Origin of the sequence: Psychrobacter pacificensis, from assembly GCF_018336615.1 — a bacterium.
In the GTDB taxonomy this organism is placed as follows: domain Bacteria; phylum Pseudomonadota; class Gammaproteobacteria; order Pseudomonadales; family Moraxellaceae; genus Psychrobacter; species Psychrobacter pacificensis.
Window position 1 is genome coordinate 2,121,619 of the sequence record NZ_CP048752.1, and the last position, 23,687, is coordinate 2,145,305.

At 43.4% G+C, this 23,687-nt stretch carries 16 protein-coding genes and 1 pseudogene; 7 read left to right on the plus strand and 10 right to left on the minus strand.

Annotated elements, in window-relative coordinates; all coding sequences use genetic code 11:
- Positions 1 to 291 precede the first annotated feature (291 nt).
- The 3 genes from GYK50_RS08890 (at position 292) to GYK50_RS08900 (ending at position 3,028) form a co-directional block, all read left to right on the plus strand.
- On the plus strand, positions 292 to 1,770 hold the full coding sequence (locus tag GYK50_RS08890; protein ID WP_212564536.1) for a cytochrome ubiquinol oxidase subunit I: 1,479 nt from the start codon (positions 292 to 294) through the stop codon (positions 1,768 to 1,770).
- Positions 1,770 to 2,786, plus strand: a complete 1,017-nt coding sequence (cydB, locus tag GYK50_RS08895; RefSeq protein WP_212563719.1) for a cytochrome d ubiquinol oxidase subunit II — start codon at positions 1,770 to 1,772, stop codon at positions 2,784 to 2,786. Before GYK50_RS08890 ends, cydB begins: the two co-directional genes overlap by 1 nt.
- Before the next feature lie 92 nt (positions 2,787 to 2,878).
- The gene (locus GYK50_RS08900) at positions 2,879 to 3,028 is read left to right on the plus strand and encodes a hypothetical protein (protein ID WP_156770998.1); all 150 of its coding nucleotides are present in this window, start codon (positions 2,879 to 2,881) and stop codon (positions 3,026 to 3,028) included.
- A 194-nt stretch (positions 3,029 to 3,222) separates the two neighbouring features.
- On the opposite strand, the gene murU is transcribed toward GYK50_RS08900, so the two are convergent.
- The gene (gene murU / locus GYK50_RS08905) at positions 3,223 to 3,966 is read right to left on the minus strand and encodes an N-acetylmuramate alpha-1-phosphate uridylyltransferase MurU (protein ID WP_212563720.1); all 744 of its coding nucleotides are present in this window, start codon (positions 3,964 to 3,966) and stop codon (positions 3,223 to 3,225) included.
- 49 nt (positions 3,967 to 4,015) lie between these two features.
- Positions 4,016 to 5,131 carry an aminoglycoside phosphotransferase family protein gene (locus GYK50_RS08910; RefSeq protein WP_414706357.1) on the minus strand — a complete coding sequence of 372 codons (1,116 nt, stop codon included), beginning with the start codon at positions 5,129 to 5,131 and terminating at the stop codon, positions 4,016 to 4,018.
- A 379-nt stretch (positions 5,132 to 5,510) separates the two neighbouring features.
- Between GYK50_RS08910 and GYK50_RS08915 the strand changes: the two genes are divergently transcribed.
- Positions 5,511 to 8,555 (plus strand): LPS-assembly protein LptD, encoded by a 3,045-nt coding sequence (locus GYK50_RS08915; RefSeq protein ID WP_212563722.1) that lies wholly within the window; start codon positions 5,511 to 5,513, stop codon positions 8,553 to 8,555.
- A 156-nt stretch (positions 8,556 to 8,711) separates the two neighbouring features.
- On the plus strand, positions 8,712 to 10,106 hold the full coding sequence (locus GYK50_RS08920; RefSeq protein WP_212563723.1) for a peptidylprolyl isomerase: 1,395 nt from the start codon (positions 8,712 to 8,714) through the stop codon (positions 10,104 to 10,106).
- Between the two features lie 534 nt (positions 10,107 to 10,640).
- Here GYK50_RS08920 and GYK50_RS08925 read toward each other — a convergent pair.
- Entirely contained in the window at positions 10,641 to 11,771 is a 1,131-nt protein-coding gene (locus GYK50_RS08925) for an endonuclease/exonuclease/phosphatase family protein (protein ID WP_212563724.1), read from the minus strand.
- A 471-nt stretch (positions 11,772 to 12,242) separates the two neighbouring features.
- On the opposite strand from GYK50_RS08925, the gene asd reads away from it, so the two are divergent.
- The gene (asd, locus tag GYK50_RS08930) at positions 12,243 to 13,376 is read left to right on the plus strand and encodes an aspartate-semialdehyde dehydrogenase (RefSeq protein ID WP_212563725.1); all 1,134 of its coding nucleotides are present in this window, start codon (positions 12,243 to 12,245) and stop codon (positions 13,374 to 13,376) included.
- Positions 13,377 to 13,485: 109 nt separating this feature from the next.
- Here asd and GYK50_RS08935 read toward each other — a convergent pair.
- Positions 13,486 to 13,797: pseudogene (locus GYK50_RS08935) on the minus strand (SOUL family heme-binding protein).
- 99 nt (positions 13,798 to 13,896) lie between these two features.
- On the opposite strand from GYK50_RS08935, the gene tgt reads away from it, so the two are divergent.
- Positions 13,897 to 15,048: a tRNA guanosine(34) transglycosylase Tgt gene (gene tgt, locus GYK50_RS08940; protein ID WP_212563726.1), complete on the plus strand. Its 1,152-nt coding sequence runs from the start codon at positions 13,897 to 13,899 to the stop codon at positions 15,046 to 15,048.
- Positions 15,049 to 15,172: 124 nt separating this feature from the next.
- Here the strand turns inward: tgt and GYK50_RS08945 are convergent, their stop codons facing one another.
- The 6 genes from GYK50_RS08945 to rseP all read right to left on the minus strand — a co-directional run bounded on the left by GYK50_RS08945 (position 15,173) and on the right by rseP (position 23,601).
- Positions 15,173 to 16,525, minus strand: coding sequence for a sodium-dependent transporter (locus tag GYK50_RS08945; protein WP_071003465.1), 1,353 nt, complete (start codon positions 16,523 to 16,525; stop codon positions 15,173 to 15,175).
- A 317-nt stretch (positions 16,526 to 16,842) separates the two neighbouring features.
- Positions 16,843 to 17,622 carry an acyl-ACP--UDP-N-acetylglucosamine O-acyltransferase gene (gene lpxA / locus GYK50_RS08950; RefSeq protein WP_212563727.1) on the minus strand — a complete coding sequence of 260 codons (780 nt, stop codon included), beginning with the start codon at positions 17,620 to 17,622 and terminating at the stop codon, positions 16,843 to 16,845.
- Between the two features lie 173 nt (positions 17,623 to 17,795).
- A complete protein-coding gene (fabZ, locus tag GYK50_RS08955) occupies positions 17,796 to 18,332 on the minus strand; it encodes a 3-hydroxyacyl-ACP dehydratase FabZ (protein ID WP_058023665.1) in 537 nt (178 codons plus the stop codon).
- Between the two features lie 52 nt (positions 18,333 to 18,384).
- The gene (gene lpxD / locus GYK50_RS08960) at positions 18,385 to 19,401 is read right to left on the minus strand and encodes a UDP-3-O-(3-hydroxymyristoyl)glucosamine N-acyltransferase (RefSeq protein WP_212563728.1); all 1,017 of its coding nucleotides are present in this window, start codon (positions 19,399 to 19,401) and stop codon (positions 18,385 to 18,387) included.
- Positions 19,402 to 19,547: 146 nt separating this feature from the next.
- Positions 19,548 to 21,962, minus strand: a complete 2,415-nt coding sequence (gene bamA, locus GYK50_RS08965) for an outer membrane protein assembly factor BamA (protein WP_093068841.1) — start codon at positions 21,960 to 21,962, stop codon at positions 19,548 to 19,550.
- A gap of 262 nt (positions 21,963 to 22,224) precedes the next feature.
- Positions 22,225 to 23,601, minus strand: coding sequence for an RIP metalloprotease RseP (rseP, locus tag GYK50_RS08970; RefSeq protein WP_093068839.1), 1,377 nt, complete (start codon positions 23,599 to 23,601; stop codon positions 22,225 to 22,227).
- Between the last annotated feature and the right edge of the window lie 86 nt (positions 23,602 to 23,687).

The window sequence follows — 23,687 nt, forward strand, 5'->3', positions numbered from 1 at the left end:
ATACGATGGGTTGCGTGTATATCTAGGGAAGCGCATAATATATGCATAGCACATACCTGTAGTATATGAGTTTATAGGGACATAAATTATTCAATTCAGCTAAACAGTGAGTCGTAACCTTAGCCACAATTTATGCCTGATGTCGTTAAAGTTTTACGCCACTAAGAGCCATTGCCCGTAATCATTGTCACCTTGATTTATGTACCGTTACGGACAGTTACTTGAGCGTTGTACGGAAGACAGCGCTATGAAGCTAACAGATAAGAGTAACCATTTATGTTTGCTACGTTTATGATCGATCAAATGGATGCGCTGACGCTTGCGCGTATCCAGTTTGCTTTTGTTGTCTCCTTTCATATTGTCTTTCCCGCTTTTTCTATTGGACTTGCCAGCTGGCTGACGGTGCTTGAGTTCCGTTGGCTAAAAACGGGCAATCCTATCTTTGCTGAAGTGTACAAACACTGGGTAAAAATCTTTGCCGTGGTCTTCGGGATGGGTGTGGTCTCAGGCGTGGTCATGTCCTATCAGTTCGGTACCAACTGGGCGGTCTTTTCTGACAAGGCAGGTAACGTTTTAGGGCCACTGCTTGCCTATGAAGTATTGACGGCCTTTTTCTTAGAAGCCTCCTTTTTGGGCATTATGCTGTTTGGGTGGGGGCGCGTCAGCAAACGCATGCACTTTGTTTCGACAGCGATTGTGGCTATTGGTACGATGATTTCAGGTTTTTGGATTTTATCGGCCAACAGCTTTATGCAGACGCCGCAAGGCTTTATCGTTGGTGCTGATGGTCTGCTATATCCTACCAACTGGCTTGAAATTATTTTTAATCCCTCATTCCCCTACCGCTACGCGCACATGATGACCGCCGCATTCTTAACCACGGCCTTTGTCGTCGGCGGGATTGGCGCGTATTACTTGCAATCCAAAAAACATATTGAACATCGTAAGCATGGGCGCGTGATGCTGGGTATGGCCATGCTGATGGCGATTTTTGTGGCACCTGCGCAGGTATTAATCGGTGATGAGCACGGGCTAAATACCCTTGAGCATCAACCTGCTAAAGTTGCTGCGATGGAAGGCATTTGGGAAGATGAGCGCGGGGCAGCATTACGTCTCTTTGCGATTCCTGATCAAGAAACGCAGTCCAATAAATATGAGGTCAAGATCCCTTATGTCACAGGTTTGATTCTCACTCACTCTTTAGATGGTGAAGTGAAGGGTCTCAAAAACTGGGCACCAGAAGACCAACCACACGTTATTATTGTATTTTGGGCCTTCCGTATTATGGTTGCCATTGGTATGTTAATGGTGCTTGTGGGTCTATTTAGTGTCTATAAATACTTCAAAAAACAGCAATTCAATCCTGATAGTGTGTGGTTTCACCGTGCTTGGATGATGATGACACCGCTTGGCTTTATCGCGCTATTGGCAGGCTGGTTTGTGACTGAAACAGGGCGCCAACCGTGGACCGTTTATGGTGTTATCCGTACTGCTGAGAGTATGTCACCACTGGCAGCGCAGCAAGTTGCCACCACCTTGATTGGCTTTATTGTGGTCTATACCTTTGTCTTTGGTGCAGGTAGCTTCTATATCTTGCGTTTGATTGGACAAGGGCCGAAACCGTATACCGATCCTAGTGATGATAACTTCTATGAGCACTCGGTAACCGAAGGTCAAGGACGCACGCTGAGTGGCGATAGCAATCCTGAAGGACATGTTACAGATGCCGATGAACCCGCAGATGACGTTGATGACGGAGGCCTACGCTAATGTTTAACTTTGGTGATGTACTGGATTTGCCTCTGATTTGGGGTGGCTTGATTGTCTTGGCCGTATTCATTTATGTCTTGCTGGACGGTTTTGATTTGGGCTGTGGCATGCTGTTCCCTTTTGCAGGCTCAGACAAAAACCGCAGTCGTATCATGAACTCTATCGCGCCTTTTTGGGACGGTAATGAGACGTGGCTGGTACTGGGCGGCGGCGGCTTATTTGCTGCCTTTCCTGTGGCCTATGGCATCATTATGACAGGGCTATATCTACCTGTATTCTTAATGCTGGCGGGCTTGATTTTACGCGGTATTGCCTTTGAGTTTCGCTTTAAATCGAGCACCCATCGCTACATTTGGGACGGCTTCTTTTTCTTTGGCTCATTGCTGGCCGCTTTCTTCCAAGGCGTGATGCTCGGCTCTTTAGTACATGGTCTTGAGGCGAGCAATCGCTTGTATACTGGCGGCCCATTTGATTGGTTGACCCCATTTTCTATGGTCAGCGGCGTAGCTTTGATTATCGGCTACTCACTGCTTGGCTCAACGTGGCTCATTTTAAAGACCGAGCACGATTTGCAAGTGTGGGCGCGTAAGGTTTCAGGCTGGCTGTTGATGGCGTTGGTTGCTGCGATGATTGTCGTGACCATCTTTATGTATTTTTCAGACATCGATGCGCTAGAAGATTGGTTTACACTCGGACGCTTGCCTTATCTGGCGCCGATGCCAATTATTGCGCTGATTGTGTTCTTTATTATGCGTAAAGACTTGACCACTGAGCGTGAATATCGTCCGTTCTTATTGACGGTATTGCTCTTTTTATTGGGTTATATTGGTGTGTGTATCGCCATATTCCCATACATTGTGCCGTATCAGATGACGGTTTACGAGGCGGCAGCGACTGATACATCACTATCATTTATGCTGGTGGGTGCGGTCATCATGTTACCTATCATCTTAAGTTATACTGCTTATGCGTACTATGTGTTCAAGGGTAAAACTGATCACGAACATATGTACTAGTCATTGTAAATGACAAGCAGCTAGTAGTGAGATAAGCAGGTGCTACACATTTTTGTGGCACCTGTGCTCAATTTGTCAGATAAGAGGTCTTTATGAAAAATCTCAGTAAAAAACATTTGAGTAAAAAGCAAAGACTGAGTAAAAAGCAAAGACAATGGGCTTGGTTTCTGGGCTTATATGCCGCAGGATTTTTGACGATCTTTACGATTGCCCAATTGATTAAGCTGGCAATGGGCGTTTAACACGGTTATCAGACAATACGGTTATCAGACAATGTCGTTACCTATGTGCTACGCGCTCAATTTACCAGCCCTTGTATTCACTCTTCATTTCTATTGGTAAAGATTGAACAAGATATAGAAATCATCTGTGTAAAAAAGCAGCGTTGAACGATCAACGCTGCTTTTTTGTGTTTACCAGTGTATTTTTGCTTATCTTATGAATTTACTCGACCTTGATGATTATCGATATCGTTTTTTTCAATAAATTCATTCACTTGTGTCAAGCGCTCGGCTGTACCGACGTCGATCCAGTTATCAGTAATCACTTCAGCAGTAATCTGGAATTTGATCATCGCTTGCTTAAGTAGTGGCGCCAATGCGGCAGGTTGTCCTGATACCAATCCCTCTACCAACGTAGGAGACATCACGCTAATACCAGCGAAAGTAAACTTGACTGCATCGCCAACTGGCTGCTCGCTGGCAAGACCATTATTAATAGCGAAATCACCACCATCATTGTGCTCTGGATTGTCAATCAACAACAGGTGTGCGCGCTGATCCGCGCCTAATGTATAGTCTCGCAACTGAGCAAAATCATAGGTCGTCCAAACATCAGAGTTGACGAGAATAAATGGCTCGTCTCGCAGCTTGCCTGACTGTAATGCCTGAAAAATGCCACCTGCCGTCTCTAACGGCTCATCACCTTCTACTGACCAATGTAGTTTGACTCCATATTGCGCACCGTCGCCCAAGGTATCCATCAGCTTATCCGCCAGCCATGACGCATTGATCGTGATATCGGTAATACCCGCCGCTTTTAGTGCTTTAATATGCCAGACAATAAGTGGCTGACCGCCCACTTCGACCAAAGGCTTGGGCGTATCTAGTGTCAATGGTCGCAGACGTGTGCCCTTACCAGCAGCCAAAATCATGGCTTGTGTAATCGTCGAGTTAGACATGCTTACTCCTATTTTTATTATTTAGTTTATCAATTTGATTAAGCATCATCTAGGCTGAAGCAAACTTACCTTTGTATGCAGGTAGAACAGCATCTTTTAGCCATTGATTAAAAGGTAGGACGGCATGCTTGGTCGCGTCATTACCTTGTTCAGCCAGCCAGTTTAATTCAATAATTAAATCACGCATGACTTTGGGAATATCACCCAAATAGCGATCTTTGCCATCGCGTTCAGATAATCGAATAAAAATCCCTAGTACTTTTAAATGACGCTGTACGCCCATTACATTAACGTCGTTTTCAAGCTGAACCACATTATCGGCTGTGGTTAGAAATTGTTGCTTTTGTAGCTGCCAAAAGTCGTTAATCCATGCAGATACTTGGTGCTCTGGCCATTCAACATAAGCATCGCGTACCAATGATACTAAATCATAAGTATAAGAGCCGATGACGGCATCCTGAAAATCAATCACACCCAAGCGCGATGTGTCCGCTTGGTCTTGCATGAGGTTACGACTATGATAGTCGCGATGCACAATGACTTGTGGCTGTAGCAGGATTTCATTGATGAGTGCCGATTTTAAGTTTTCCCACACCTCCTCATTCAGCTCTACGCCGATATAAGGGATAAACCACTCGCTAAACAGATTCATTTCGCGATCTAATAACGCCGTATCGTAATCTGGCAGCTGATACTGAGATTTTGCAGTCTCGACTGGTACCGTTTGCAGCGCTACTAACGTCTGCATGGCAAGTTGATAGTAGTCATTGATTTGCTCTGGTGTTGCATCATTCAGCAAATGAGCAAACTCTACTGCACCAAAGTCTTGTAGCACCAAAAAACCTTTTTCTAAATTTTGTGCGATGAGCGTCGGCACATTGATTGCAGGCGACATGAGTTTGGCAACATTGATGAACTGCCGCATGGCATCTTGCTCATCAGCAGAATCCATGACGATATGACGCGTATCTCCTGATCCGTCAGCCTCTAGCAGTTGAATGCGATGATAGCGGCGCGCACTCGCGTCACCCGGTAAACTGTCTAGATCAAAGGGCTTATCTACAAATACTTGCTGCAACCAATGCTCGAGTTGTTGTTGGCGATTGTCGTTATTGTTATCGGTCATGTCAGGCTCTATAGTGGTTTTATCAGTCATAATGGGCATCACAGGTTAAATATAAATCATAAATAATTAAAGTAGTGATAAGTCAGGCAAATACTTGCTAAAATGGTCATATCTTAAGCCGCAACAACTGCGTTAGTAGACATATCAAGATATCATTCAGTAATTTAACGATAAGCTGAAATTTTTAGCTCATTTAAAAGCAGCTTGGCTATATTATAAATTTTGGTAAATAGTGTAGCTGATTTGGTTTTTTTTGACTATGATTAGTCGTCATTATATGTAAAACAGCCAAATTCTTGAGATGACGCTATCGATGAGTGATTTTTTAGCCGTTCATTAACAACTTGGTCTTGTTGAATAATACGACTATGCAATTCAGTATCGCAATCCAATAGGCTCTGCAATCATAGGTGTGCCCTTGTTATATTCTCCGCTTTACCAAAGCATTCGTTTGATCTTATTTGGTGCCTTAGGCTTATCTAGCCTAACGGTTAATGCTGCCATCAACGATGCTGACACACAGACAACTGAGCCATCAAGTGCTGGTAGTACGAGCAGCTACCTTCCTGATACCAATAACAGTAATGTCACTCAAAGCAGTGATTACAACGATATCCGTTATAAAGACGCGCGCTCACAGCTCGATAATTCTCAAAGAGCGACTCCTGCCTCTGATTTTGATGACACCCGTTTCGCAAGCGATGCTAAGTTAGAAGACAGCGCCTCCGATGATGTTTTGAATATCACAGAGATTAATGAGTCTTCTGATACCGCCTCGACACAACCATCAAATATGCCAGATAGCGATCAGGTAAGCCGCGACACACGCGCTAATGCTATAGCTACACCTGAAAATACCGTAGCGGATAACCGCCAGCTAGATATCAATGATGAGAGCATTCAAGACAGTCTAGTGCGTTTGGCAGAATTCTATGAGCTTACACCAGAGACTCCTGTCTCAAATGACGTGGATAATATAGAAGATGCTGAGTCAGATAACATACAGAGTACTTTAGCGCCTACAGCGCAGACCATTACAAAAGTCGGTAAAAACTTACGATTATTGCCAAACGCTATAGATAGTGCACAACGCTGTGAAGGTCAATGGGTCTATCCAAAGAGCAACCCTAATTATCAGCGTGCTGTGAATGAAGCTGGCGGTGCAAATGGACAACCCGTACCTGATGTCGACAGTATTCCCAACAATCAAGCACCTTTATTCACAGAGTCAGACTACGGTTATTACAATAATATCAACTATGCTGAGCTATCAGGTAATGTGAAAGTCGATCAGGGCACCCAGCATATCGAAGCAGAGAAAGTTGTGATTGATCTAAGCAATGGCGTGGCTGCTGCACAAGGTAGAGTCATGTTTACCGATCAGGCGACAGGACAATCACTGCAACGTAGCAATGCACCGAGCAACGCTCAAGCCAGCTTTAATGAAAGAGCAAAAAAAGATGGTTTGATTGGGGTTGCAGACAGCTTAAATTATAATACTGAAACTGGACAATCAACAGCCAACGATGTGGCTTTTGCTAGTGTTGGGCTACAAGCACACGGCTACGCTAAACGCTTGAATAAGCCCAATGATAGTGAGTACGAGTTGGACGAGGTGATGTTTAGCACCTGTCCACCCACCAACCGTAAATGGCAACTTGATGCCAAAAGTATCGATTTGAATACTGATACAGGGCGCGGTGAAGCCTATAATACGACTTTTCGCATTGCTGACGTACCGGTCTTTTATCTGCCCTACTTTAACTTCCCAATAGACAGTCGTCGTAGCAGCGGATTTTTATTACCAAGTGCGAGCGTGAGTAGTAAGAGCGGTGTTGAGATTGATGTTCCTTATTACTTCAACCTAGCGCCCAACTACGATGCCACGCTCAATACGCATGTATATACTGATCGTAATCCTATGCTCTCAGGTGAGTTTCGTTATTTGACCGAAAACTATGGAGAAGGCATTTTTAACGGTTCATACTTGCCTAATGACAAAGAATATAATGACGAAGATCGTAAAAGCTTTTTTTATGATCATTATTGGTCATCGAAAAGTATTCCGCGATTAAGTGGTGATGCCAAATATAGCTATGTATCAGATGCAGACTATCTTGATGATTTTGATACCTTAGGTTTATCAGATAACACCATCAACCTACCAAGGCGTGCTCGAGTTAATTATTATAATGATTACGTCGATGGTGAGTTAAAAGTAGAAACCTTTCAAACGTTAGATGCGTTTACTGATAATGGTGAGGCTCTAGAGGATAAAGACAAACCCTATTCACGCCTACCACAACTAAAGCTCAACTATCGACTGCCGTGGGCGAAGAACTTTGACATCACTGGTGTACATGATTCTGCCTATTTTAAGAAGTCTATTGATGATGGCTCTGAGGATGAAAAGAGCGGCGCACGCATTTATAACAAAATAAGTGCCGTCTATCCGATGGAGAAGTCTTGGGGCTATATTAGACCGAAGCTAAGCCTACAGCACCTTTATACTTCCTATGATGAAGACAGCTTGGCAGACAATAACATCAGTGAAGAAGATGGTAGCCAATCCGTATTTGTGCCACAAGCCAGTATTGATGCAGGTCTGAATTTCTACCAAGCAGGCTCACCCTTTGGCGCTTTTGATGACACCATGGGTGGCTATCGTCTGCTTAGCCCGCGGGTGAAATACACGTATTCACCGTACAAAAACCAAAATGATATTCCTAACTTTAATACTCGTATTGCGTCTATTAACTATGAGCAGCTATTTTCAGACAGTTGGTTTTTAGGCCATGACCGCTTGCAGGATCTGCACTCTATTACGCCTGGTGTCAATTATCGTTACATCGATGCAACGGGTGTGACACGTTTTGATGGTAGCATTGCAGAACAGTTCTATATAGATGATGGTCGTGTCACGCTTGATGATGAACAACGAGTTTTCAACTCTTCTTCCTCAGGCATGGTATGGGATACCAGCACCCAACCTTACAATAATTTTTGGGTTGATGTGAGTGGTGCGCTGACTAACGACTATGATTTGAGCTATATCACGACTGAGCTACGTTATCAGCCATCAGACAATAGCTTGTTCAATGTGGGCTATGTCAAGCGTCAGCGTGATGAAAATACGGATCAGTTGCCATTGTCCGCATTTACCGCCTCTGCTGTTTTCCCTATCAACAATAGCTGGCGGATATTGGCTCAAGGTCAATATGACTATAATAGTAATAAGATGCTCGACTCACTTATCGGCGTTGATTATGAAGATTGCTGCTTTGGTTTTGCAGTTTATGGTCGTCGTTACTATAATGACTTAAACGTCAAAGATGAACCAACACAAGCGGTTATGGCAGAGATACGGTTGAATGGGCTTGGTAGTGGCAGTAGCCGCTTAACACGATTGCTCTCTGATAAGATATTAGGCTTTGAACCTGTCCAAACTGCATGGAAAGACTAACGAGATTTTTTGAAGTAAAATATTATTTATATAAAAATGTATAAAGCACTATCTACAATCCAATTATGGACAACACTGTCGGGTATTTAATGATTAAAAGTATTGGATCGTGTTGACCAACTACCATCCGATGCGATGACATTGATGAGGAGCATCATGAGATTTTTTTCTTTACGTCAAACCAGCCGCGCTGTACTACTGTCTATAGGGGTCAGCCTTACGCTCACTTTGAGCGCTCAAGCAGCCACGGTGGCACCTGCAGTAGCACAAACGTCGAATCCGGCTGGACAAAATACCGTCGATCGTTTGACACCTGCCAATAGTACTGATGGCATCGTGGCTTTGGTCAATGAAAACGCTATCTTGAAGAGCGAATTGGTTGATGCCATTACACAAACCCAAGCCCGTGCACAAGCGGCAGGCGAGCCAATTGCAAACTCAGCACAACTACAGTCTGAGGTACTAAACGCGCTTATCTTGCGTGAATTGCAACTATCAATGGTAAAACGTGTCGGCCTATCTCCTGATGAGACCGAGATCAATCAACGCCTTGCTCAAATTGCTCAATCTCAAGGGCTTAATAGCATCTCAGCATTACAGCAACGCTTAGATGCCGCGCGTCTTGGTAGTTATGCCGCATTACGTGCTCAACTGATCGAAGATGCTGCTATTCAAGAGCTGCAGCAGCGTCAAATCAGTCGCCGAGTACGCATTAGCGAGCAAGATATTGATGCATTTTTGGCGTCGCCTGAAGCAAAACGTTTGAACCAAAGTGAATACCAAACTGTGCATGTACGCGTTCCTTATATAGATGACTACAGCCGTCTGTCAGCAGCTCAACGTGAGGAAGCGCTAAAAGTTGCACAGGATTTGCGTACTCGTTTACTTGAACCAAATGTCAATGTCTCTGAAGCTGTTGCTGCAAGCCAAGGTAGCTATCCTATCCCTATTCAAGGTGGCGATATGGGCTTTCACAAAGCGGCCTCCCTGCCGACAGAGCTATCAAGCAAAATTACCAATCTCGATATTGGTGCAGTTAGTGAGCCGTTACTAACGCCTGAAGGTATCGATATCGTTAAGCTGGCTGATAAAAAAGCCAGTGATACCATGCTGATTCCGCAGTGGCACACTCGTCATATCTTAGTAAAAGTCGATGAGTTACAGACAGATGCACTGGCTGAACAGAAAATTAATGATTTGTATGAGCAACTGCGTAATGGCGCTGATTTTGCTGCCTTAGCATCAACCTATTCAGACGATCCAGGATCGGCTGGACGCGGTGGTGATCTTGATTGGGTCAGTGAAGAAGATATGGTGGCTCCATTTGAAGCCACAATGAAAAACACAGCCGTTGGTGACTACTCTGCTCCATTCAAAACTCAATTCGGCTGGCATATTTTAAAGGTTGACGGTAAGCGTCAGCAGGATGTGAGCGAGCAATATCGTCGCAATATGGCACGCCAAGCTTTGTATCAACGCCTAGCGCCTCAAGCACAAGAAGACTGGTTGCAAGAATTGCGTGCAGGTGCTTACATCCAAGTACTCGGTTAAAGACTTACGTTCAACTGCTTGGTCATAAGTTAATACACTGAACGCTAATAATACTAATTAGCTTGCACAGAAAAAGGGTATATGCCAATGCATATACCCTTTTTTTATTTAGAAATTAACTGCCAGTTAATTAGAATAATGGATAGCAAACCGCCTAAGTACAATTAACTTAACAGACGGTTAAACCAATCTATTTAGCTGTTTATAGCAAGAATATTACAAATCGATAGAGGATGCACAAAGAAAAGCCCCGAACCTAGGGCGATTGGTTCGGGGCTTCAGTGCTTCATGTTATTGTTATTATCTCTCTTCCATGTTGACTCATCCTAAGTCATAAACAGTAACGTATAAGACAGCGGGCTGACCTGTTCTTTTATTGATACCGTCTCAACACTGCATCCTTGCGTATCCTTGTGTTGATGAATGTATTATAGGACAATCAATTTGGTACGAATAGAAGCTAAAGACCTTATTTGACGTAAGCATATGCTTACGTTATAAGAGTAAACTTTAACCTATACGTCGCACTTCTTATCAACTAAAACTGCCTTGCGCTTGTTTGCGTTCATCTGACATTTTCTTGCCTTCTTTTTTACCTTCTTCAATCTTGCTATCTGCTTCTGCTACATCTTCTGCTTCTGCAGTAGGAGCGTTACCTTCTTGCTTACTCGTTTCTTCTGGCTCATATTGTAAAGTCGTCATGACAGGAAAATGATCAGATCCTATAGACGGCATACGTTTGATATCAACTACTGTAAAGCAAGCACTATGGAAAATGTGATCCAATGCCCAACGCAGAAACGGATATTTGACATGAAAGGTGTTGATAAAGTGTCGACCAATACGAGGATCTAGCAGCCCAGAAATACGCTGAAAGCGGCGCGTGGTTTTTGACCATGCCACATCGTTGAGATCACCAGCCAATATCGCGGTTTGCTTATTTTTTTTGATGTGTTTGCCAACCATCAACAGCTCAGCATCACGCGTGGTAGATTTATCAGCCTCAGTTGGACTTGGAGGCATAGGATGCAAGCAGTATAGCCAAATCACTCGACCACCTTGCAAGCGTAACTGCGTATGAATAGAAGGTATGTCATCAATCATTAGGTACTTCACTTCAGGATCTATGAGCTCAAGCTTAGAGTACAGGTGCATACCGTATAGATTATCCAGCGGAACCTTCACTGTATATGGATAATCAGACTCAATTTGCTGTAAGGCTTTCTCCCATTTTTTATCAGTTTCAAGCGTAATTAAAATGTCGGGCTGTCTATGCTTGACCAAATCAACCAATTTTTGTGTTTCATTATTGGGTGTTAATACATTTGACACCATGATTTTTAATTGATGTGCTTCCCCTTCTGGCTTATTTTTCGCTTTTTGAACTTCTTTTTTCCATAGCTTAGTATACGGCAATACCATTCTTAACTGGAACGCTAACGTGATGCTAAGCACTATAAATAACAACCATTGTCCCAGTTGCCACTCTGAGAAAAACATGATCATGCCAATCCAAGCAATAATGCCCAGTACCATTATCTGAATGCGTGGGAATTCGACGCCACGTACCCACCAATTATCCAGTGGCACCCAACCCCAGATCGTTACAAACGCGATGAATCCTGCTAGCCATTGTAAGCTGTAATATAATAGTGAGAGATCCATAGTATGTGATAACCGTTTATTGAGATGATAATGGGGCCAATAATGACATGTGCTGTGCCATTCATTCCATGACAACGCACATCATTATCTTAACTGAACTGAGTTTTAAATGAACTGAGTTCTAACTGAACTGACGTCAAGTATGAATGCTAGAAGCTTACTTTAGCATTTCATAAGATTTTCGCCTATATATGAGTCGTGATTCTGCAACAACTGCCATAAAAATTTACAATACCTACCCAATCAAAATAATAACTATTTTATCGAGAGCCTTATTCTTTATAGGCAACCAAATACATTTTGCCAATACCTAAGCGCGACTCTAATAATAACGTAAAGTTATAGTACACATAGTTAATAGTGTATGGAAAACGAGTAAATAATAGCCAAAACGCCTTGCTTTTTTGTACCATTCACGGCATTGTTATCGGTTGGTGATGCAACAAATAATTGTAAATAGGACTGAATTTCATGAGTAATTTAACAGTAGGCTTGGTAGGCTGGCGCGGCATGGTAGGATCAGTATTGATTCAACGTATGCAAGAAGAAAATGACTTTAACGGTATTACGCCTGTCTTCTTTTCAACCAGTAATGCTGGTGGTGATGCGCCAAAATTCGACAGTATTAAAACTGGCCAACTAAAAGACGCTCATGATATTGAAGCACTCGCTGCCTGTGATGTGATTATTACTTGCCAAGGTGGTGATTATACGTCAAAAGTTCACCAACCACTACGTGATAGCGGCTGGTCTGGCTATTGGGTTGATGCGGCAAGTACGCTGCGAATGAAAGACGATAGCATCATTATTCTTGATCCAGTCAATCGCAGCGTCATTGATGACGCCCTAGCGAGTGGCAAAAAAGACTTTATCGGTGGCAACTGTACCGTATCTTTGATGCTGATGGCTATTGGTGAGCTGTTCAATAAGGGCTGGGTCGAATGGGTCAGCGCGATGACATATCAGGCGGCTAGTGGCTCTGGTGCCAATAACATGCGTGAGCTTATCTCAGGTATGGGTGTTTTGCATGACGCTGTACAAGATGAGCTGGCTAACCCTGCTAGCGCCATTCTTGATATTGATAAGAAAATCGCCCAAACTCAGCGCTCAGCAGACTTCCCTACACAGTACTTTGGTGTGCCGCTTGCCGGTAGCTTGATTCCTTATATCGATGTACAGTTAGAAAATAAGCAGTCAAAAGAGGAATGGAAAGGCGGTGTTGAGACTAATAAGATTCTTGGTAATGACGAAGCTAGCACGATTCCTATCGATGGTATGTGTGTACGTGTCGGGGCAATGCGTTGCCATGCGCAAGGTCTAACCATCAAGCTCAAAAAAGATATCCCTCTAGAAGAGATTGAAGCCGCCCTAAAAAATAGCGGCAACGAGTGGTTAGACTTGGTCGAAGACGACAAAGAAGCCACTATGAATCGCTTAACGCCAGTCGCAGTGACTGGTACATTAACAGTTGCATTAGGCCGCTTACGTAAGCTTAAAATGGGCCCTGAATATCTAGGTGCCTTTACCGTTGGTGATCAGCTACTGTGGGGCGCAGCAGAACCATTGCGCCGTATGCTGAATATCATTCGTGAGCAAAATAACTAAATGGAATAACCAAAATATCAGATAAAAAAGACAGCAAGTGCTGTCTTTTTTGTGCGGTCAAGAACCTAAATGGCTAAGAACAATGACTATATGCCCTAGTATCCTTGTATTACTTTTGCTCATACGCAATCATTACCTCGTTACGACGTAAAAATGGCAATGCCCATGGCTCATCGTAACGTGCCAATTCTGGCTCACCTGTAGGCGTTAAATGTTTGCTTTGCATCCAATTTCGCAGTTCTTATGTCCTTTTATCTACTTTATCACTTCCAGTAAATCCTGAGAATTTGATAATGTCATCATTTTGAGCTCGTACTTCGACGATTTCGACTTCTGGGTTATTTGGTTTTGGTGACGTCTCCATCGTATATTTGCTGGGCATCGCGAATTGTACGCGCCACTTTCCGTCATCTTGCTGCATACTGACTGACTATATTGACAGAATGAATATCAATATCCAAAAAATCCCTAACAATGCTATAATTAGCGCCATTTTCATAGCTCATATATCGGTTAACATATGCAATTTGTCTTACATAAAACAGCCAGCGGTGCAACGCGTGCACGCCGCGGCACCGTTCATCTCAATCATGGCGACGTGCAGACGCCTGCCTTTATGCCAGTTGGCACTTATGGTACCGTCAAAGGTATGCTGCCACGTGATATCGAAGCCATCGGTGCAGATATTATCCTTGGCAACACCTTCCATCTATGGCTGCGTCCAGGCACGGAAGTGATTGATAAATTTGGCGGCTTGCATAAGTTCATGCATTGGGACAAGCCTATTTTGACGGATTCAGGCGGCTTCCAAGTATTCAGTCTGGGGGCCATGCGTAAAATTACCGAAGAAGGTGTTAACTTCAAATCGCCTATCGATGGCGCCAAAGTATTTCTTTCTCCTGAAAAATCCATGCAAATCCAGTACAGCTTGAACTCAGACATTGTCATGCAGTTCGATGAATGCACCCCTTATCCAGCGACTCATGATAAAGCAAAGAAATCTCTAGAGCTATCACTACGCTGGGGACAACGCTGCGTTGATGAGCACAATAGACTGGGTAGCACCAACGCATTATTCGGTATCGTACAAGGCAGTATGTATCCCGATTTGCGCCAGCAATCACTCGAAGGTTTGCTAGATATCGGCTTTGATGGTTATGCTATCGGCGGTCTTTCGGTTGGTGAGCCAAAAGAAGAGATGATGGACGTCCTAGACTACCTGCCTGATGATATGCCAGCAGATAAGCCGCGCTATCTAATGGGCGTTGGTAAGCCTGAGGATTTAGTTGAAGGCGTACGCCGCGGCGTCGATATGTTTGACTGTGTGATGCCAACTCGTAACGCGCGTAATGGCCATTACTTTGTGACGGGCGATGCAGACAATGCTGGTGTGGTACGTATCCGCAATAGCCAATACCGCAATGATGAAGGCCCATTAGATCCTGAATGTGACTGCTACACTTGCCAAAACTTTAGCCGTGCTTATTTGTATCATCTTAATAAATGTAAAGAGATGCTGGGTGCTCAGCTAGCCACCATTCACAACTTACGCTATTACCAGCGTTTGATGCAAGGTATCAGAGATGCCATCGAGCAAGACCAGTTTGATGAATTCGTTAGCGAATTTTATAATAAGCGTGGACAAACCATTCCTGAGTTAAACTTGCGTTAATCCATTTTAGTATTTATTGATATTATTAGACATAAAAAGGGCTTAAGATAATTCTTAAGCCCTTTTTATGTGTGCTGCTTTTATCACTCAATGATTTACATGTCTAAATCATTGTAAATAACTATTAGCCCATCAGTGAGGTAACAAATACCACGATCACAGCGATTGGCGCGATGAATTTTGCAACAATTTGCCAAAGCTGCCATGTCGCATTAGATAAACCAAGCTCTTGCTGAATACTACGCTGATCCATTTTCCAACCAACAAATACGATAGCCGCAAGACCTGTTAGAGGTAACAGGAACTTACTGGTAATCTTGTCTAGGGCATCAAAGATACCGTTACCCATAATAGTAAATTCAGACCATAGGTTAAACGATAGCAATGCGGCAATGCCTAATAGCCAAATCACAGTACTGGCAACGATAGTCGATACGGTACGGCTCATCGACGTACGCTCTTCTAGTAGCTCAACCGTTGGCTCTAGTAATGAGATAGATGAGGTGACAGCTGCAAAGGTAATAAGCAAAAAGAACAATGCACCAATGATAATACCCGCACTCATGCTACCAAAAGCAATCGGTAAGCTGACGAAGATCAGACCAGGACCCGACGCAGGATCTAGACCGTTACTAAAGATAATTGGGAAAATGGCTAAACCAGCCGCCAAAGCGATAACCGTATCCAAAATAACAACGGTACGTGCAGTTTTTAGCAAGTTCACTTCACGGCCCAAATACGAACCATAAGCAACCATGATGCCCATACCAATCGATAGCGTGAAGAAGGCATGACCTAATGCTGCAAGCATAACGTCAGCCGTCAGCTTGCTCATGTCTGGCGTGAACAAATAAGCAACTGCCTCACCAAAACCCCCATTCATTATGTTATAACCAACGATAACGAAAAGGATCACACCCAACAGTGGCATCAAAATCTTGGCTGCTTTTTCGATACCACTCGTTACACCAATACCAACGATAACGGCCGTTAAAATCATGAATACAGTGTGCCAAATCGTCAATGTACCGGCTGATGCTAGCATCGCATCAAAGGTCGCAGCCACAGAATCACTATCTTGACCTGTAAAGCTGCCTGACGCCACTTTGGTGATATAGTTAAGTGCCCAACCACCGATCACACTATAGAAGGATAGAATTAAAAAGCCACCCAAAATACCAGTAGCACCAACGATGGTCCAGCTACGAGATTTACCTTCGCTAGCAGCCACATCCGCAAACGTGTTGACTGGGTTTTTTTGTCCACGGCGACCAATGAGCCATTCAGCAACTAATATTGGAAAACCGACTAGCGCGATACAGAATAAATAAGCGATAACGAAAGCTGAACCACCGCTCTCACCCACCATATATGGAAACTTCCATATATTTCCCAAACCTACTGCTGAACCTACTGCCGCTAACACGAAGCCAAAACTTGAGCTCCATTGCGCATGTTCTTGTTTATTGATAGCCATTTTTTGCGTCCTCGTACTTCAAATAACGCTACTGACAATCCTCCTTGATCATCATAAATAGTCACTACTACTATCAAACTATTTAGTAAACACTTCAATATGGAGTGCCCCGTAACATTAAGAAAGAATTGTTTACAATATCATAAACGCTCAGTTTCTGCTAAGCGACCAAAAAAGTCAAGCACTCATAAATATAAAAAGCCATAACAATTGGTTATGGCTTTTAGCAATATTATCTTTTATTAATAAAATTTAGGCAGATTAAAACTGTAAAAAACGACTATCTAGCCTAGCTTCTATCGTAGCTCAATATGCGTTTAACGCACCACCCCGCGACGACTTTTTTGTAGTGAATCAATCAACAATTGAACTTTTGGCTCTTGAGATAGTAGCTCACCTTGCAGAACCTCTAAAGCTTGCGCTGTCGTCAGACCCGATCTAAAAATAGTACGATACGCTTGGCGTAGGACATCAATGGTTTCTTTCGACCAATCTTTTCGGCGCATGCCTTCGATATTTAGACCATGAGCTTTTGCTGGATTACCAGACACCATCGTAAACGCTGCGACGTCTTTTAAAATCAAACTAGCACCGCCGATTAAGCTGTAATCATCTATTGTACAAAACTGATGAATACCTGAATTGCCACCGATGATTGTATGGCTGCCGATAGTCACGTGACCTGCAACACCAACATTATTTGCCAGCACATTATGATCGCCAATCACACAATCATGCGCCACATGAGTATTGACCATCAACAAGTTATGACTACCTATCTTGGTTAGCTCACTATCTTGTGCAGTACCGCGATGTAGGCTACAAGCTTCGCGAATCGTATTGTGATCGCCAATCTCAAGCCAAGTACGCTCACCTGCATACTTTAGATCCTGAGGATCCTCTCCAACACTCGCAAACTGATAGAATTGATTGTGTGCACCGATACGCGTCAACTTTGTGACAACGACATGCCTATGCAACACAGTATGTGGTCCAATTGACACTTCATCACCAATGATACAGTAGGGACCAATGATGGCAGTCTCATCAATCTGTGCAGATGGTGAGATGAGTGCTGTAGGGTGAATCTGACTCATGATGTGGGCCCTTGTATCATTTAATGCAAATAAATAGTCAGCCAAATACAGCCAGTTTGGCTTCATGAATGAGGCCAATATCCGCTGCTTTGTTAAATATCAATATAATAGCTCATTATAATTGTGAAGATCGATTCGATATAGCGCTTTATGAATGCTAACTTATTACAAACTTAGGCACTTTTACTGTCTTTGATTTTTTGCTGCTCTTGACGCGCAATCATGATTTGAGCACTCGCAGCAAGTTCGTCTTCGACATGCACCGTACAATCAAACTTATAAATACCATGGCGCTGCATCACTGTCTTGGCACGAATGGTGAGTTGATCACCAGGAATGACTCGGCGCTTAAAACGCACTTTATCCACACCAGCAAACAAATACAGATAGCCATCTTCTGAAGTCAGACCTGCGGTAATGAACCCAAGTATGCCTGAAACCTGTGCCATTGCCTCTACCATCAATACCCCTGGCATGATTGGCTCGTCAGGAAAATGCCCATTAAAAAACTCTTCATTAATGGTCACATTTTTGATACCCGTAATGCACTCTCCTGGTGTACAAGCGACCACTCTATCGACCAACATAAAAGGATAACGATGTGGTAAATAATGCTTAATCGTATGATACGTTAGTGGCAGGGTAAGACCTTGCTCAGCCAAGCTTTTGATGTCTTCATCAGTTGGGATATCTATATGGTCATTGCTCATAATGAGGCTTCCTTGCTATGTTTTGGATGTTTATTGTTTGTATGTGTTCGCATTAATCACGACCAAGCTGACGAAAGCGTACCGCTGCACGGCGCCAATTAGCAGTTGGCATAGCAGCAGTTCCAGAAGAGTAAGAACCAGCAGTTTTTATAGATTTGGTAACCATGGTCATACCTGATAAAACCACATCATCTGTAATTTCGATATGCCCTGTGATACCAACAGCACCGCCAATAATGCAGCGTTTACCTATCGTCGTACTACCGGCAATACCCGTTTGGGAGGCAATGGCAGTACCGTCACCAATACGTACGTTATGAGCAACTTGAACCAAATTATCAATGATAACATGATTGCCAATAACCGTATCATCAATGGCGCCGCGATCGACACAGGTGTGACTACCAATGCGTACATGATCACCAATAATCACACGGCCTAGCTGAGCGATCCGCTCCCAGCCTGAAACACTAGGGTTGTTGGTAGGAGCAAAGCCAAACCCTTCGGCACCAATGCTCGCACCCATATGCAATCTTGCATAATTGCCAATGACACAATCATGGCCAATAACCACTTGCGACTTGATAACACTGTCAGTACCGATCTCAGAATGCGCCTCAATCACTACATGGGCATCAAGTGAGCTACGCGCTCCTATCTGCACATAGTCGCCAATGACACAAAAAGGACCAATATTAACCTCATCACCAATCACAGCGCTATCAGAGATCACAGCACTAGGATGGATTCCAGCAGATAGTGACTGACGGGCAAATAGTTGGCTGGCGCTGGCATAAGCTAGGTATGGGTCAGAGACAACCAACGCTAAGGCCGACTCAGGTACTTGGTCACGATACGCTTGGGTGACCAATACTGCACCTGCTTGGCTACCGGACAAACTAGAGATATAGTGAGGGTCTGCCAAAAAGCTTAGCTGCTTTTGGTCAGCAGTAGTTAAACTTCCAACACTGTTGAATGGGTGACGTAACTGCTCAGCACTAATATCAGCCTTATTGATAATGGGCTGACGCTGCTCAATCCGAGTGATAAGTTGCTCAATCGTTATCATAATGACTATTAATAGACTATTGTTATATATAAAACGGTCGTCAAAATAACAATGTGTTTTGACGACCTACTGGAAACTAATGACATTCTAACTTACTTAGACAAATATTTGAGAACGATTAGATATATTTAGATAATATTAGCGATCTAGAATGTATTACCAATCTGGAACTGGACCTTTTCAGTTTCGTCGCCTTCTTTATCACCAAAAGGTACGGCATAACTGAGTGAAATTGGACCAATTGGTGTATACCATGTCACACCTGCACCTGCACTAAAGCGGAATTCGTTGTCTTGGGTCAATAGTGGTACACCTGTATCCTCACCAGTGCCAGGATTAACGAAGGTACGGTCTTCTTTGTCACTTGTATCGAATACCTGACCACCTTCAGCAAATAGTACTGGACGTACTTGGTCTGCCCAATCGCCTTTAAACGGCATCGGTAAAATCAATTCGGTACCAAAAGTAACTAACGCATTACCACCTACTTTTTCGTCCTTATAACGAACACTATCATTGATGGCATCATTATAGCTTTGCGACTTAGGACCCAATCTTGATGATTTATAACCACGAACCGAACCATAACCACCAGCATAGAAGTTTTCATAGAATGGCAAATCATTACCATAGCCAAGCTTGGTATAACCACGCGCCACCCAATCTTTATAAATCGGATAGTAGATATTGCCGCGATAAACCAGTTTCTGATAACTGGCATCACCAAGACCAATGGTCGCATCGACCGTATGGCTCATGCCTTTATTTGGAAATACAGGGCGATCTAAGGTGCTATAATCCCAGCCCAGTAATAAGTTGTAGGTCTGATAATCATTTTTAAAGCCAGTACGACCTTCGAAATCTCCAGTGAAGTCTTCAACAGTACCGCCATCATCGATGATTTCTTGTGCGTTTGATATGCCGAGGAAACGACCACCACGTACTGTCGTGTTGTCGACATTTAGACCAGCACTGACACGCTTGGTTTCATCAACAGGATAGCTGTAGTTCAGCGTGGCACCATAAGCGTCGGTGACATATTTACTAACGTTTCTGTCGTCGTATTTGGTTTCGCGATAATAAGCACTCACCCCTTGTGAGACGCCATTTTCTGTAAAGTATGGATCGGTATATCCTAAGCTATACGAATCACGTGTCTCTGAACGTGATAGTGCGGCTTTAACGCGGTTACCAGTGCCCATAAAGTTATTTTGGGTCAAATCCAACTGAAAAGTAACACCGCCGCTCTGCGAGTAACCTGCTGCAATCGTTGAACTACCAGAAGGTTGCTCTTCTACTGTATAGTTGACATCTACTTGATCTGGCTGATTGGGTACTGGTTTTACATCAACGTTAACAGCTTTAAAGAAACCGGTACGCATAAGACGTGTACGTGAAAGCTGGATTTTTTCGCTAGAGGCAAGAGAGCCTTCTAACTGACGCATCTCACGGCGCAATACTTCATCTTGAGTTTTGAGATTGCCTGTGAAGTTGATACGGCGAACATAAATAGGACGTGCAGGATCGATATAATAATCCACGTCAACCATTTTGGTGTCGTCATTAATGCGTGGTACGGGTCTAACTTGAGCTAGATAATACCCTTCGTTACCATAGCGTCTTTTGAGCGCAGCTGTGGTGTCATCCAGTTTGGCCTGTGAATATTTTTCATTAGGCGCAAAAGTCACCAACTCTTTTAGTTCGTCGTTATCAAAAGTAGGCTTACCTAAGAAATTGACGTCACCAAACTGATACTGCTCACCTTCACTCAAACTGACTTCGATGAACACACTACGTTTATCTTCACTAATATTGAGTACCGCGTTATCTACTGCGAAACGCACATAACCATCGTTTTGATACAATGCTTTTAAATTATCTAAACTGGCGGCCAGTTTTTCTTGTGCATATCGATCAGATTTTGATAGCAAGCGTGTCCATGAAGACTCTTTTACCGCAAAGACATCTTTGATCTCTTCATCGCTAAAGTGCTTATTACCAATGACATTAATATCAACAACTTTGGCAGGCTTACCTTCGATGAAGCGCACATCAAGTTTGACGCGGTTACCATCAAGTACCGTCTGATCTACTTCAATATTACTGTTGTAGTAACCTTGGCTGATATACTGCTGTTGCAGCTCATTAGCAACGCCTTGCAGGGTCGATTGCTTCAGTACATTACCGACAGACAGTCCAGCATTCCCAAGTCCTTGCTCAAGCCCTTCTTTGGGAATGAGCTTATTACCTTCAAAATTCACTTCGGCAATAGTCGGACGTTCAATAACATCAAACCTTAGATTGCCACCTTCGACACGGCTTTGAATATCAGCAAAGTTTTCAGTGGCATACAGTGCCTTGATACTGGCCGCTAAGCTACTGTCATTGACCGTATCTCCTACCGTAATAGGTAGAACCGGATAGAGGCTATCAGGGGTTAGGCGTTGTAAGCCATTGAAACCGATGTCAGTCACTACAAATTCTGCAGCCTGTACCGGCATACTCATCATCGCTACAACTAACGGCAACCCAGCCGCGCTCATAAATAAAGGCGTACGCATAAACACTATCCGTCAATAAAAAACTTGCTAAAGTTAAGTTAAAAAGCATATGTTGTCCAGCCCATTTGCACAAAGTCGCAACTCCATGCATGGCTGACTCAGAACACTTTATATAAAAAGAATCACAAAATAAACTAAAAATTACGATTAGTACAGAGGCTATGACACAAAGTATCTTGCGTATAATAGCAACAATCAAAGCGTAAGAGCTATTAAACCATTAGTATATTGTGCTTTATTGATTATATTACTCATTAACCGATCAAAACAGCCTACTGATGTCATTACCAATTGCTAACACCATGAAACCTGCCAGTAAGAGTAAACCGATATTTAACCCCACCATTTGCACCCCTTCAGAGAGCGGTTTACCGCGAATCAGTTCGATAAAATGATAAACGATATGACCACCATCCAATACTGGAATCGGTAACAGGTTCAATACAGCAAGACTCAGGCTAATCAATGCAGCCGTCGATAATACCATCTGCCAACTGATATCAAAGCTTTGCTTGGCGACTTTGGCAATGGTAATCGGACCTGACAAGTTATCCAGACCAATCATACCTGAGAGCATTTTTCCCATCGAGCTTACCGTCATCACGGCTAGCTGCTCAGTCTTCTCGAACGACTTGACCAATGACTCGCCAGGGCCATAAACCACGGTGGTTTTGTAGGCATCAGGAATAACAATCTCAGTCTGATCAACCATGGCGCCAATTTGACCGTAATTATTACCCAAATTGTCTTTTTTACCTTGCGGCATAATTTGCAATTGCACCGTTTTGTCATCACGCAATACGGTAAAATCAAGTAACACCTCGGGATTATCACGAATAATACGCGTGGCGCTAATCCAATCGTCAATGTTTTGATTATTGATGGCGGTAATACGATCGCCCACCTGTAGACCTTGACGGCTAGCTGCACCATCAGGCGCCAATTCACCGACAATCGGGGCAATCTGTGGCTGCCACGGTAACATACCAAAGCTGGTCAATGCATCTTTACCTTGTGCATCACCCTGCATAAATTGTGTGACTGGTGCTTGATAGGTTTTGATCGACTGATTGGTTTGAGCATCTGACTGTAGTGTAATACTCACATTGTCTGTCTCACCCATCCGTCCTGCAAGGCGATAATTGATACCTTCCCACGTCTGTACATCGTGCCCATCAATCGCAACAATCTTATCACCGACAGGTAACTGCGCCATCGCAGCTGGGGTATCTGGCAGTACTTGCCCAATTTTGGTAGCCAATTGCTCAGACGGCGTCATAAACAACACCCAAAAGAGCGCAATAGCAATGATGAAATTCATGATAGGCCCAGCGGCGACAATCGCAATCTTCTTGAGCGGATGCTGATAATTAAACGCAAGATGCTGTTCATCTTTTGCGACATTGCCTTCACGCTCATCAAGCATTTTGACATAGCCGCCGAGTGGCAATGCTGAGATACGATAATCGATGCCACTTTTTTTGCTGGTCCAACCAAATAGTTTAGGGCCAAAACCGATAGAGTATGTTAATACTTTGACGCCGCACATCCGTGCCACAATATAGTGCCCCCACTCATGTAAGGCAATGAGTGGACCTAAGACAAATATTGCCGCAAGAAGCGTTAATAAAAACGTCATGATCTTTTCTCAGTATTGTTGCTTAGTATCTTTTATCAACATCAACATCTTCACTGATATCGTTTATTAGTACCATTTTTTAACCA

Excerpts from the sequence above, each read along its gene's own strand:
- GYK50_RS08890 (WP_212564536.1), top strand. The coding sequence starts at position 292 with ATGATCGATCAAATGGATGCGCTGACGCTTGCGCGTATCCAGTTTGCT.
- cydB (WP_212563719.1), top strand. The coding sequence starts at position 1,770 with ATGTTTAACTTTGGTGATGTACTGGATTTGCCTCTGATTTGGGGTGGC.
- GYK50_RS08900 (WP_156770998.1), top strand. The coding sequence starts at position 2,879 with ATGAAAAATCTCAGTAAAAAACATTTGAGTAAAAAGCAAAGACTGAGT.
- murU (WP_212563720.1), bottom strand. The coding sequence starts at position 3,966 with ATGTCTAACTCGACGATTACACAAGCCATGATTTTGGCTGCTGGTAAG.
- GYK50_RS08910 (WP_414706357.1), bottom strand. The coding sequence starts at position 5,131 with ATGCCCATTATGACTGATAAAACCACTATAGAGCCTGACATGACCGAT.
- GYK50_RS08920 (WP_212563723.1), top strand. The coding sequence starts at position 8,712 with ATGAGATTTTTTTCTTTACGTCAAACCAGCCGCGCTGTACTACTGTCT.
- GYK50_RS08925 (WP_212563724.1), bottom strand. The coding sequence starts at position 11,771 with ATGGATCTCTCACTATTATATTACAGCTTACAATGGCTAGCAGGATTC.
- asd (WP_212563725.1), top strand. The coding sequence starts at position 12,243 with ATGAGTAATTTAACAGTAGGCTTGGTAGGCTGGCGCGGCATGGTAGGA.
- tgt (WP_212563726.1), top strand. The coding sequence starts at position 13,897 with ATGCAATTTGTCTTACATAAAACAGCCAGCGGTGCAACGCGTGCACGC.
- GYK50_RS08945 (WP_071003465.1), bottom strand. The coding sequence starts at position 16,525 with ATGGCTATCAATAAACAAGAACATGCGCAATGGAGCTCAAGTTTTGGC.
- lpxA (WP_212563727.1), bottom strand. The coding sequence starts at position 17,622 with ATGAGTCAGATTCACCCTACAGCACTCATCTCACCATCTGCACAGATT.
- fabZ (WP_058023665.1), bottom strand. The coding sequence starts at position 18,332 with ATGAGCAATGACCATATAGATATCCCAACTGATGAAGACATCAAAAGC.
- lpxD (WP_212563728.1), bottom strand. The coding sequence starts at position 19,401 with ATGATAACGATTGAGCAACTTATCACTCGGATTGAGCAGCGTCAGCCC.
- bamA (WP_093068841.1), bottom strand. The coding sequence starts at position 21,962 with ATGCGTACGCCTTTATTTATGAGCGCGGCTGGGTTGCCGTTAGTTGTA.
- rseP (WP_093068839.1), bottom strand. The coding sequence starts at position 23,601 with ATGACGTTTTTATTAACGCTTCTTGCGGCAATATTTGTCTTAGGTCCA.